Consider the following 11,890-nt stretch of genomic DNA (forward strand, 5'->3'; position numbering starts at 1 on the left):
GCGGACTACGACCACACCGTTCCAAGGGAGACGCCAGCCGATGAACATGCCACCATCGCCGTCCGGAGCGGAGCACACAGACGGGTCGTCCGTCGGCCTGGGCGCTCTCGTACCGCTGACGCGGCCCGGCTGGGTCGAGGCGGGCCGACACCTGCTCGCAGGACTTGACCTGGCCGTTCGCGAGGTCAACGATGCTGGCGGGATCAACGGCAGACCACTGGAGCTGGTGGTCCGGGACACCGCGGCCGATCCGGAGCGGGCCGCGGCGGCCGTGGACGAACTGGCCGGCCTGGGCGTAGCCGCCGTGGCGGGCGAGTACCACAGCGTCGTCGCCCGCGCCGCCGCCGCCCGGGCCGCCGCCCTCGGCGTGCCGTTCCTCTGCTCGTCCGCGGTGCTCGACGCGCTCACCGATGAGCCGACGGAGTGGGTCGCGCGCCTGCCCCCGGCCCAGTCTCACGGTTGGTGGATCTATGCGGACTTCCTCCTCGGCGCGGGCCGTCGTCGGATCGCCGTGGCGACCCAGCCGAGCGTCTACTGGGCGTCCGGGACCCGGATCCTCCGGGACCACCTCGCGCCGCGCGGCGGCACCGTCGTCGAACTCGACACGAACACGCTCACCCCCGAGGCCCTGTGCGACGCGCTTGTCGACCACGGCGCGACAGCGCTCCTCCTGCTGGTCGGCCATCCGGAGCCGGCGGTGCCGATCGTCAGAGCCGTCCGGGGCGACCGGCGGCTCGCGGGGATTCTGATCGGCGCTCCGGCCGGACAACCGGAGTTCGCCGAATGGGCCGCGGTGCTGGGCGAGGACGGCGCCGGGATCCCGTTCCTGCGATACCTGCCCGAGCGCCTCGGTCCGCTTGGCGAACGCGTCGGGAAGGAGCTCCGCGAGCGGCTGGGCGAAGCGCCCTCCTTCGTCGCCTTCGAGGGCTGGGACACCGTCACCGTCCTCGCCGACGTGCTGCGTTCCCACGGCACGGACCGGGCGGCCCTCGCCGAGTCATGGCCGCGCGTGGCGGTCGAGGGCACTCGCGGGCCGATCCGGTTCTCCCGCACGCCGGGCATCAGCGTTTGGCAATGGACTTGGACACCAATACAAGTCGTTGATCGGGACCCGGCGGAACCTGATCGCTTTCGGATCCTCCACGTCGGCTGAGAAAGCATGGAAGACCGACTGCCCAGATCTGTCCGAACTTGAGGCTGTCTACGGGCCCACGCAGGCTCTCACCTTCGCAGCCGGGCCACGACCGCATTCCGCTGGCATACGCGGCCGGACCGAGTCACCAAGAGGCAGAAGGCGGCACATGGGCTTTCCGCCAGGGACTTTTAGTACGCGGTGTGCCCTCAACAAAGGCGGAGTGTGCTCGAGGCCAGCCGCATAAGCCATGTCACCAGAGGCATCTACGTCTGCAGTCCGCATAGCTGCGACGGGTCGTCGCCGGGACACGCAGCTGCCTTGCGCGCTCTCTGCAATCGGAAGCTCACCCAGCCCTACTGCTGGCTGTGGAGCGAGTTGTTCGAGGAGTGAACGGCCGTTGCCGCCCGCCGACCGCTGCAGTTTGGCTCTCATGGGGTGCCTGCCAGCCCGTACACCAACCACACGACAGTCTGTGGACAACTCGACCACGGGCGGTGGGCGGCCAGCGAGTAGAGTCGGCCGCATGACCAAGTGGGAATACGCAACCGTGCCGCTGCTCGTCCATGCCACGAAGCAGATTCTGGACACCTGGGGCGAGGACGGCTGGGAGCTCGTCCAGGTCGTGCCCGGGCCGAACAACCCCGAGCAGCTCGTCGCGTACCTGAAGCGGGAGAAGGCATGAGTGTCGTAGCGGCGAAGCTGGCCGAACTCGGCCTGACCCTGCCGGAGGTCGTCCCGCCGCTGGCCGCGTACCAGCCGGCCGTGCAGTCCGGCGTGTGCGTCTACACCTCCGGGCAGCTCCCCATGGTCGAGGGCAAGCTGCCCGTCACTGGCAAGGTGGGCGCCGAGGTCACGGCCGAGGAGGCCAAGGAACTGGCCCGCATCTGCGCCCTGAACGCGCTGGCCGCAGTCAAGTCCGTCGCCGGCGACCTGGACCGCGTGGCACGCGTCGTGAAGGTCGTGGGCTTCGTCGCCTCGGCCGCCGACTTCACCGGCCAGCCCGGCGTGGTCAACGGCGCGAGCGAGCTGCTCGGCCAGGTCCTAGGCGACAAGGGCGTGCACGCGCGCAGTGCGGTCGGCGTGGCAGTACTGCCGCTGGACGCCCCCGTCGAGGTCGAGATCCAGGTGGAGCTCACCAGAGCGTAGAACCCGTCGTCCAGGCCGACGCATTATCGCGGCGGCTCGGTCCTGGCTTCCGCGCAGCGCCCGAAACTGTCACCTCGTCGCACCGTAGTCAGTACGTACAGAACACTCCGCCGACAGATCCTTGATCAGCGTGATCGCATTTCTCGATCAGAGGGCGGAGCGTTCCACACAACCGGGCTGCCCCTCACGAGCCGTCAAGGTAACTCATCAGCCACCCCACCCTCCTGGAGCGGCTGGTCTTCGCGTATCGGGAACCCATGAAGGGGATCGCGCGCCTCGAGGGGTGCTCAGCGAGCCGCGCCGATCGTCCGGCCGCCGTCCACGACGAGCTCGGAGCCGGTGACGTAGTACGCGTCTGGCGACGCGAGGTAGTAGCTGGCGTCGGCGATCACCGCCGGCTGGGCCACCTGAGGGATCGGCTGGCCGGGGAGCGTGGTGGGGAACCCGGCAGCACGCGAGGCAGGGGTCTCGATCACGCCCGGGACGACCATGTTGACCCGGATCTTGTCGTCAGCCAGCTCCAGCGCCGCACATTTGGTGAGACCCCGCAGCCCCCACTTAGACGACGAGTAGGCCGACAGACCGACGAAGCCTGCCAGCCCCGCCGTGGAGCCGGTGTTTACGATGACGCCCTTGCCGGCACGCCGCATCTGCGGCACCACTGCGCGGATGCCGAGCATCGTTCCGATCATGGTGATGTCGACGACGCGTCGCCACTGGGCGACGTCCGTGTCCTCGATGCGGTTGTTCCAGATGAGCCCGGCGTTGTTGACGAGGACCTCGATCGGCCCGCCAGCCGCCTTCTCGGCTTCGGTGACAGCGCGGTCCCACTGCTCCGGGTCGCTCACATCCAGTTGGATGGCGTGGGCGCCATCGCCGATCTCGGAGGCCACACGCTGCGCCGCGTCCAGATCCACGTCGGTGACGAGAACGCGGTCGCCGGCTTCGGCGAACCGGCGCGCCGTGGCTTCACCGATCCCCGACCCGGCACCAGTCACCAGCACCACGCGCGAGGATGTGCTCTGCTCTGCCATGGGAAGTTGTTCTCCGTTCGTTGTTGGTTGACATCGGTGTGCACCGGGAGCCTGGGCGCGAGATCCGACTAGAGGTCCTGTCGCCCGATGCGCGCGAAGATCTCCGGACGCTGGGCTCTCAGGTAGGAGGCGAGGCCTGCCCCGGCCACGGCCAGCAGCACTATGAATGCAAGCGCGAGGTCTGCCGCCGTGCGGCTCCCGCCGATGATGTCGGGCATGTGCATGATGGCCAGATAGAGGACCCCGCCGATGCCGACAAAGGCCAGCATTGGTGCGATCCGTGACTCGAAGTGTGTGGCCGTGCGCGTCGAGTCACGCTGGAAGAACGCAAGGATCGCAAGGCTCGTGGCGAACATCAGCACTACGAGACAGACGCTTCCGATCGCAGCACAGGATGAGTAGACCCGCAGCGGGTCGAGGCCGGCGGCCGTGGGGGCGATGATCCCGACCAGGCACAGAGCCGAGAACCAAGCTGCGGCTACATATGCGACCACGATGAATGTGGACGGCGCGCCGTCCTGGTTGCCGTAGCCGATCAGGACCGGCACAAAGCCCGCGGCAGTGCCGAGTGGAGCGTTGAAGGCCAGCACCGTGAAGACGATCGAGGCCACCCCCAGGTTGCCTCGGAGGTTGCCGGAGGCTTGCTCGGAGCTTGCTCGTTCGGCAACTTGCTCAGCCATCCCGATGTGCCCTCTTTCTCACCGACGACCCTCCGTTGAGAAACTGGCCGCATGGCCGATTTTAAGCATCATCAGCGTCTCGCTCAAGGCTTGTCAAGGCTACGTTCAGAACGCTTCCTTCGACCCTCTGACCCGCGATTTTCCAAAGGAATGAGTTCATCTCCTTGACGCGGGCAACCGGTGGTGCAAGCATCTCTAAATCTGATCAGTTGGCCAAAAGTTGCGTGAGCTTGATCAGAATGAGGTTGTAACCGACGCCGAAGGAGCCGCGATGACTGGGGGACTTACACCCGCCGAGAAGGCTGAGAGGCCAACGGTCGACTTCGACCACCACTCCCGGGAGTACGTCGAACGCGGTGTCGAGATCATGCATGGGCTGCGCCAGAAGTGCCCGGTCGCCTGGTCGGAGCAGCACGGCGGCTACTGGGTCGCCACCCGCCACGACGACGTGACGACGGTCTTCAAGAACGATGAGACGTACTCGTCGGAGAACTGGCAGGGCCGCGGCCCTCGCCAGGGTGTTCTCCATCCGCCCACCCCCCACAAGGAGGGGATGATGGAGGAGGACCCGCCGGCGTTCATCGCGTACCGCAAGCCGCTGACGAAGTACTTCAGCCAGCCAGCGATTGAGCGTATCCGCCCGGAGATCGAGGACTACGCCGGCTGGGCCATCGACCAGGTCATCGAGTCCGGCGAAGCCGAACTCGTCATGGGCATTTTCGCTGCGGTGCCGGCGCTGCTGACCAACCGGTTCCTGGGCCTGCCGCTGAAGGAGGCCACCACCCACGCACTAGCCATGCAAATGGCCTTCAGTATTCCGCCGGACGGCACGCCGGAGGACCGTGCGAAGGCGGACCAGCTCTTCCGCTGGAGCACTGGTGCCTTCCGCGCCGCCGCCGCCGAGCGCCGTAAGAACCCGACCGACGACCTGATCTCGCTAGTGGCGAATCTCCGCGTCGATGGAGAGCTCCTCGACATGGAGGAGGTTGTTGGCAACTCGTTCCTCCTGATGAGCGGTGGTATCTCCACGACCACGGCCCTGTTGGCCAACGTCTTCACGTACTTCGACGAGCACCCCGAGACACGAGACTGGATCAAGGAGGACTACTCGCGGCTCAAGACGGCCGGTCAGGAGTTCCTCCGGTACTTCTCGCCGGTGCAGGGCCTGGCTCGCACCGCGACGCGGCAGTGCGCTCTGGGCGACGTCACGATCGAGGAAGACGAGCGGATCTGGATGGCGATGGGTGCGGCGAACCGTGACCCAGAGGTGTTCCCGAACCCGGACGAGCTCGATCTGGAGCGCTCGCCGAACAAGCATGTGGCGTTCGGTGTGGGCATGCACCGGTGCATGGGCTCCCACATGGCCATGGCGATGTTCGAGATCGTTACCGAGCAGACCCTGCGCCGGATGCCCGATCTCAAGATCGATCGGGAACGGTCGCGGCGCTACCAGAGCACCGGGGTCCTCAACGGGTGGGCTGAGCTCTGGGCCACGTTTACGCCGGGAAGGCCGAACGGGAGCACCCTGGCCCTGTAGGGGAGTGGTTCAGCCAGAACCTGTACTGCGACAGCCCTACCGATACCGCCTGCGGAGGACGACCGGTGTGCACCGGTCGCCACAGCGCTCCCGGCTGAAGCCGCTGGGCGGTAGTCACCACCGAAAAGCGTCAGTCGGCAAGTGAGCTGGAGATGGCAGAAGTAGCGGGCCATCCCGCGCGGCCTGTCCGACGGGATGGGCCCGTCTCAAGCGCCCGCCCTACGGTCGGGCGGATCTAGCCGGGATGCACTTCCGATGCTCAGGCTGCAGGATCTTGTGAGGGACTCACCCCCGGGCCGCAGACTGCCCGGCAAGCGACGAACTCGAATATGCCTCAGGACCTGCGGCGCTATGATTTTGGCAGCAGATCCGCCGCGTACAGCCCCTATGACGACCATGCAGCCGCCGATGGAGACCGGTCAGGTATCCCCCTTCGATGCAACGACAGCGGCAACCGCTGTGATCGATTCACAGGGGATGGTGATCGGATGGAGCAGTGCGGCCGAAAATCTCTTCGGCTCTCTAGCCGAAGACGTCCTCGGGCGGCCGGTCGACGAGGTGCTCCATGACGCCGATAGCCGACCATCCCCCTGGCTCCACACGACGGACCCGTCGCGGCACGTACATTCTGAGACTCGCAAGATCCGTCGTGCGGACGGGACGTCCGTGACCGTCGTGCTGCAAGTGAGTCCCTTGGACCACCGGAGCACCGGGGCGGCGAGTGTCGTTGTGGCAGCCACAGTCGATCGGGCGCGGAGGTGGATGACCGACCAGTCCATGCTCCACGGGCTTTCCACTCAGTCACCTGTTGCGCTGACTGTCTACGGACCTGACCTGCGTCTTCGGTGGATTAACGACGTGCTCGAGGAGCAATTGGGTCTGACGCGCAGTGACTGCATCGGCCGCTACAGCACCGAACTCCTGCCGCAGGGCATGATCCTGGCGCCAGAGTCCGCTGGCACCCTTGAGGACGTCATCGCCAAGGTGCTGGAGACCGGTGAACCCGTCTTCGATGTGCTTTACAGCAGCCCCACACCGGCCGACTTGAGCCACCAACGGATCTGGTCCTGTTCCTATTTCCGGCTGTCGGACGCCGACGGAAGCCCCCTCGGGGTGGGCGAGTCCTCCTTCGACATTACGAACCGGTACGAGGCGGGGGTCCGTGTGGCGCTTCTTGGCCGTGCCAGCCGGATCGGTACCAGCCTCGATGTCGCACGCACGGCGCAGGACCTGGCCGCAGTGGTCGTGCCCGATTTCGCGGACCACGTCGAAGTCGACCTCGTGGAACACGTCCTGACCAGCGATCGCCTCTCATCCGGCCACGACAAGAGCGGAACGTCCTTGCGGCGGGTCACCGAGCGCAGCGCACAGCCGATGCCGGATGCCGTGCCGAGACTCGGGCTGCTTTTCTCAGCCGAGGCCGGAGGCCCGCGTCGCATCGTGCTGCCTCTTGCTGCCCGTGACACTGTGCTCGGGACGGTGACCCTCAGCCGCACGCCGCCGCGCTACCCCTTTGCCGCCCAAGACGTCACGCTGGCAGAGGAATTGGTCTCCCGCACCGCCGTCTGCATCGACAACGCCAGCCGCTATGCACGCGAGCACACGACGGCTCTCACCCTGCAGCGCAGCCTTCTGCCCCAGGTCGTGCCGCAGCCCACCGGCGTCGAGGTCGCCCACAGATACGTGCCCACCGCCGATCCACTCGGCGTCGGAGGGGACTGGTATGACGTCATCCCGCTGTCCGGCGCGCGCGTGGGGCTCGTCGTGGGGGACGTGGTGGGCCACGGGCTAAACGCCGCTGCCACGATGGGGCGACTGCGCACCACCGTCCGTGCGCTTGCTGCACTGGACCTGACACCCGATGAACTCCTGGCTCGTCTCGATGACTTGGTCGGGCAGGCCAGGGTGGGCATCCATCGAACGAATAGTGACACGCCGGAAGACCAGGCGCTCGGTACGACTTGCCTCTATGCGATCTATGACCCCGTCACCGCCGTCTGCACTTTGGCGAGCGCGGGCCACCCGGCCCCCGTCGTCACTGTGCCAGGGCACCCACCGGAACTTCTTGACCTGTCCCCGGGACCACCCCTCGGAATCGGCGGCCTGCCCTTCGGCTGCGCCGAAATCCGCCTGGCGGAAGGGAGCCTGCTGGCCTTCTACACCGATGGACTGATCGAGTCCTCGGGCAGGACGATGGATACCGGCATGGCGAGTCTGCGCCGTGCCCTCGTCGATTCCGCACAGAATCTCGACGCCCTGTGCGACGTGATCACCGCGCCGGTCTCAGCCAGGTCGGCCGAAGACGATGCGACGCTGCTTCTGGTGCGCGTCAAGTCACTCCCCGCCGAGAACACGGCGAGTTGGCGAGTCGCCCAAGATCCCTCAGCTGTCGCAGGGACACGGGAACATGCGCGAGCGCAGTTGGAGCAGTGGGGGCTGGAAGAGATGGCCTTCGTCACCGAACTCGTAGTGAGCGAACTGGTGACGAACGCAATTCGCTACGGAAGCGACCCCATCACCCTCAGAATGCTCCGCGACCAGAACAGGACCCTCATCTGTGAAGTCACCGACGGAGCACACACCTCCCCCTACCTTCGGCGCGCCGCCAACGATGACGAGGGCGGCCGTGGACTGTTCTTGGTGGCCCAGTGCATGGACCGATGGGGCACGCGCTACACGCGTGAAGGCAAGACGATCTGGGCGGAGATCAAACTCGACGTCTGACCACATCGAGCGCCGCACCTGTGCCGTGACGCACTCCCTCATTCCGCCGTGGTCTCAATGACCGGGAGGAGTTCCGGCAGGTGGCCATCCGAGGTGAGTGCCGCCGCGCGTCGTTCCGCGGGTACTTCGCCGTAGGACGGACCCGAACAGACCGTATCCGGCGTTGTTGACCAGCACGTCCAAACGGCCCGCCACGCGCACGGTGTCCGCGAGGACGGCGCATCCGGGGCTGTCAGGTCCAGCGCGACCGCGGTGATCTGCTTCGGGGCCTGCCGGACCAGATCGTCCAGCCGGTCACGGCGTCGACCGACGGCGATGACGTGGGCGTCGGTGGCCAGTGCACGTTCGGTCACGAGGCGGCCGAAGCCGGACGTCGCCCCGGTGATGAGCCAAGTAGAAGACATGGTGAATACTCCTGATCAGAGCTGCAAAGGCGATACAGGGACGGTTGGCTGGGACACAGATGGTGTCTCGCCCTCAAGAACCGCCTGCGCAACCCATCGGGGGCAGCGGACCCGGCCTTGTCGATACCTGGGATTCAAAGGGCCACCTAGGGCCTGGGAGTGCCCACCATCGGGCGCGACCATGGGGGTATGGAGCGGAACGAAGGGCTCGGCGCCTTCCTGCGGGCCAAGCGCGCGGCGACCGACCCTATAGGTGTGGGCATTCACGATGCCTCGACGCGCCGAGTACCCGGACTGCGCCGGGAGGAGCTGGCGTCAGTGTGGACTACTACACGCGCCTGGAGCAGGGTCGCCCCATCACACCGTCGGAGTCGGTGCTCGATGCTCTGGCGAACGCCTTGCAGCTGGATCCCGCGGAGCGCGTCGACAAGCTCGCGGTCCGCTACGAGGGGGACTGTCAAACGAGTGGCCCTGTCCTACTTTCGGTGGTGACGGAGCGTGCCGTTATCCGAGGAGGATGCGACGGCGGAGCAGGGTGAAGCCTGCTCGTCCGTGCATCTGGCGCGCGATGCGCTTGGTGTTGGTGTTGACGCCCTCGGTGGGGCCGTTGCGGTACGGAAGGGTGAGCCCGGCGATCACGGCGTTGTGTCCCGATCCAGGTCCCGGGTGAAGGCATGCAGATGGGGCAGGTCGGCTGCTCGGACGTGGGCGATCCAGCGTGTGAGTGCGTCGGTGTTGCCGATGTGCGGTGTAAGGAGCGGAGCGAAGTCCCTGATGTGTGCGGCCAGTTGGGTTATCTCGGGGCGGGCGGCGGCGAGTTTGGCCAGGAGCTCGTGTTGCTCGGCCTTGAGGTCGTCGGGCCTGGTCAGCAGCATCCGGGCGAGCCGGCGCGGGGAGATATGACTGCGCTCGGCGTCCGCACGGTCCTGGTTGATGTACTTGTGCAAGAGGTTCAGGCAGCCCGTGAACCCCAGGGCCTTGATCTCTTCGAAGAGAGGGTTGACCAGGGCGCCTGGGTCCTCGGCCCGACGTTGGCGCGAGACGGCCGGCAGGAGAACGTCAGGGACGATGGCTTCTCCCGACATCGCGGGCCGTCACGCCGTGGGCTGGCTCTGATGACATCACATGGGTCGGACAGCTACGGTTATGGGACCCTGCGGGCTTCGGATCGCGGGAAGTAGTTGGTAGGTGTAGCCGATGGCGAGGACCAGGAACTGGGATCTGAACCTGCTGATCCCGCTGGAAGTGCTGCTCACCGAGTGCAGCGTGACACGGGCGGCGCGCCGGTTGTTCCTGACACAACCTGCGATGAGTAACGCTCTTTCCCGGCTGCGGCAACACTTCAACGACCCGCTGCTGGTGCGCGATGGCCGGGCAATGCGCCGCACCGCGCGGGGTGAGGATCTGCTGCTCCAGGTTCGTCAACTACTCGCGCAGATCAACCAGCTGGCACCGGGTGGCTTCGACCCGGCGACTGCGGAGAGACGATTCTCGGTGATGATGAGTGACTTCGCGGCCATGGTGCTGATGCCGGCCGTACTCAGGGCCGTGGCCGGGTATCCGGGGATCAGCCTGCGGGTTGTCCCGTATCAGGCCAGTTACGCGGCCGAACTCGAGGAAGGCGGCATCGACCTGCTGCTGACCATCGACGAGCACCTGATGTCAAATCATCCGACGGTACCGTTGCTGACCGCGGACTGGGTAGCGATCACCGTGGTGGATAATCCGCTGGTCGGCGACGAGTTGACGCTGGAGGACTACACGTCCCTGCGGCATGTGGTCGTTCGCTACGACGACGGGCGCATCACGACGATGGAGGAGTCGTACGTGCGACGGCACGCGATCGATCGGCCGGTCGCGATGTACGTGCCCTCGTTCACGCATGTGCCCTGGGTGCTGCCGGGGACGACCTGTCTCGGCGTCGTACCGGGCCCGGTCGCCGAGGCGGTCCGGAGCGCGCTGAAGCTCCGCGTGCTGCCTGTCCCGATACACATAGCGCCGATCCGGGAGAACATGCAGTGGCATAGCCGGACCGACGATGATGCGGGCGCAGCGTGGCTCCGGTCTGTCATCCTCGAGGCAGCCGCGGAGGTTATGCCGCTTTCGTGATAATTGGTACCGCTATCTATCATATTGTTGTCCGGTCAGGTGTTCAGTCTCATCCTCGGCCGCGGATCCGGTCCGGATCCGCGGCCGAATGGCTAGTGCTCGCGCCGTCCTTCCTGCTTCGTCCCAATGCCGGGGCGCTGGACGCGGATCCAGGTCGACCGGATGAAATGTGGGCTACGGGATCTGCAAGCACTCGTGGATGACCTGCTGGAACGGGAGATCTACGACGTCGGCCAGCACGGCGAGATCGGCCCATCGTCGTTCATTCCACAGATGGCCGTCTACGTTAGTGCCAGCCTGGACGCGATGATCAGCATACTCGGAAGCGCGATCTGGGCTGCTGGCATGCATTCCGCTCAGTGCAAGATCCTGCGTAAGGAACCGTCGCTGATTCCGAACTCTGTTCTGGAAGTACTTCGCCATGAATCACCGGTCCAGCTGTCGGCCAGGGGACCCTGGGTGAGGTACGGATCGACGATTTGTTGATCCCCGACGATCGACAGGCCCTGATCGTGTTTGGGTCGTCAATCGAGATGAGAGCGCCATTGGGGACCGGATTCCAATCGCTTCGACATCCACCGGGCTGATGTCGCGGGGCATCCGGTGTTCGGGTACGGCGCGCACGTGTGCGCCGGCCAACCGTCGCAAGGACGGAGATCGAGGCGGTGCTCGCCGCACTCACCGAGCGGTCCGCTGGATCGAGGTGACTGTCGGTCCGGTGCGTCCCCAAAACAACACCACGCGTGGTCTTGAGTACCTGCCCGTCAGGTTTGTCCCCGGCCGAGCGGCCTTCACCGACCGTCATCATGTTCTCGTGATGGCTGGTATCAGTGCCGCCCATCTTGCTGCCCTCGTTGATTTCCTTTTTGATCGTAGTCAAACATATTCCGGCAATGGAGGCGAAATATTGAAGGTCTATTTCGACGTCGCGCACAAGGCGATCGCGCCGGACGACCTATCGTCGGCGTAGTTCATCCACGGTCGGCTCACCCCGGCGTGGATCACGAAGTGGGACCAGAAGTCACCGATCGGCAATTACCCGTGAGTGGAGACCGGGCCTTGCGGCGATCTCCGAGCACGCTGCCAACGGCGACGCGGACAGAGTGGACGACATACCGCCA

The 11,890-nt window shown here is 65.9% G+C and carries 10 protein-coding genes and 3 pseudogenes; 9 read left to right on the forward strand and 4 right to left on the reverse strand.

The window, feature by feature from the left end; translation table 11 throughout:
* Positions 1 to 40 precede the first annotated feature (40 nt).
* The 3 genes from IE325_RS44060 (at position 41) to IE325_RS44070 (ending at position 2,281) form a co-directional block, all read left to right on the forward strand.
* Entirely contained in the window at positions 41 to 1,153 is a 1,113-nt protein-coding gene (locus IE325_RS44060; RefSeq protein ID WP_190075846.1) for an ABC transporter substrate-binding protein, read from the forward strand.
* A 505-nt stretch (positions 1,154 to 1,658) separates the two neighbouring features.
* The gene (sp36, locus tag IE325_RS44065) at positions 1,659 to 1,817 is read left to right on the forward strand and encodes a Sp36 family protein (RefSeq protein ID WP_003967454.1); all 159 of its coding nucleotides are present in this window, start codon (positions 1,659 to 1,661) and stop codon (positions 1,815 to 1,817) included.
* Positions 1,814 to 2,281: a RidA family protein gene (locus IE325_RS44070; RefSeq protein WP_190075847.1), complete on the forward strand. Its 468-nt coding sequence runs from the start codon at positions 1,814 to 1,816 to the stop codon at positions 2,279 to 2,281. The genes sp36 and IE325_RS44070 overlap by 4 nt, the downstream gene beginning before the upstream one ends.
* A gap of 287 nt (positions 2,282 to 2,568) precedes the next feature.
* On the opposite strand, the gene IE325_RS44075 is transcribed toward IE325_RS44070, so the two are convergent.
* Together IE325_RS44075 and IE325_RS44080 are read right to left on the reverse strand one after the other, a co-directional pair.
* Positions 2,569 to 3,315, reverse strand: coding sequence for an SDR family NAD(P)-dependent oxidoreductase (locus IE325_RS44075; RefSeq protein WP_190075848.1), 747 nt, complete (start codon positions 3,313 to 3,315; stop codon positions 2,569 to 2,571).
* Between the two features lie 68 nt (positions 3,316 to 3,383).
* Complete coding sequence (locus IE325_RS44080; protein WP_190075849.1) at positions 3,384 to 3,995, reverse strand: hypothetical protein; 612 nt, start codon at positions 3,993 to 3,995, stop codon at positions 3,384 to 3,386.
* Positions 3,996 to 4,266: 271 nt separating this feature from the next.
* Here IE325_RS44080 and IE325_RS44085 point away from each other — a divergent pair, with 271 nt between their 5' ends.
* Complete coding sequence (locus IE325_RS44085) at positions 4,267 to 5,532, forward strand: cytochrome P450 (RefSeq protein WP_190075850.1); 1,266 nt, start codon at positions 4,267 to 4,269, stop codon at positions 5,530 to 5,532.
* A 408-nt stretch (positions 5,533 to 5,940) separates the two neighbouring features.
* Positions 5,941 to 8,256 (forward strand): SpoIIE family protein phosphatase, encoded by a 2,316-nt coding sequence (locus tag IE325_RS44090; protein WP_229912530.1) that lies wholly within the window; start codon positions 5,941 to 5,943, stop codon positions 8,254 to 8,256.
* A gap of 281 nt (positions 8,257 to 8,537) precedes the next feature.
* Here the strand turns inward: IE325_RS44090 and IE325_RS47200 are convergent.
* Positions 8,538 to 8,660: pseudogene (locus IE325_RS47200) on the reverse strand (short-chain dehydrogenase/reductase); the annotation flags it as partial.
* 189 nt (positions 8,661 to 8,849) lie between these two features.
* Here IE325_RS47200 and IE325_RS44100 point away from each other — a divergent pair.
* Positions 8,850 to 9,082, forward strand: a pseudogene (locus IE325_RS44100) (helix-turn-helix domain-containing protein); the annotation flags it as partial.
* Positions 9,083 to 9,164: 82 nt separating this feature from the next.
* On the opposite strand, the pseudogene IE325_RS44105 reads toward IE325_RS44100, so the two are convergent.
* Positions 9,165 to 9,697, reverse strand: a pseudogene (locus IE325_RS44105) (transposase); the annotation flags it as partial.
* A gap of 160 nt (positions 9,698 to 9,857) precedes the next feature.
* On the opposite strand from IE325_RS44105, the gene IE325_RS44110 reads away from it, so the two are divergent.
* The 3 genes from IE325_RS44110 (at position 9,858) to IE325_RS44120 (ending at position 11,739) form a co-directional block, all read left to right on the forward strand.
* Positions 9,858 to 10,769: a LysR family transcriptional regulator gene (locus tag IE325_RS44110; protein WP_190075852.1), complete on the forward strand. Its 912-nt coding sequence runs from the start codon at positions 9,858 to 9,860 to the stop codon at positions 10,767 to 10,769.
* Positions 10,770 to 10,964: 195 nt separating this feature from the next.
* On the forward strand, positions 10,965 to 11,255 hold the full coding sequence (locus IE325_RS44115) for a cytochrome P450 family protein (RefSeq protein WP_190075853.1): 291 nt from the start codon (positions 10,965 to 10,967) through the stop codon (positions 11,253 to 11,255).
* Between the two features lie 217 nt (positions 11,256 to 11,472).
* Complete coding sequence (locus IE325_RS44120) at positions 11,473 to 11,739, forward strand: hypothetical protein (protein WP_190075854.1); 267 nt, start codon at positions 11,473 to 11,475, stop codon at positions 11,737 to 11,739.
* Positions 11,740 to 11,890: the final 151 nt, after the last annotated feature.

Source organism: Streptomyces lanatus (assembly GCF_014655715.1).
Classification (GTDB): Bacteria; Actinomycetota; Actinomycetes; order Streptomycetales; family Streptomycetaceae; genus Streptomyces; species Streptomyces lanatus.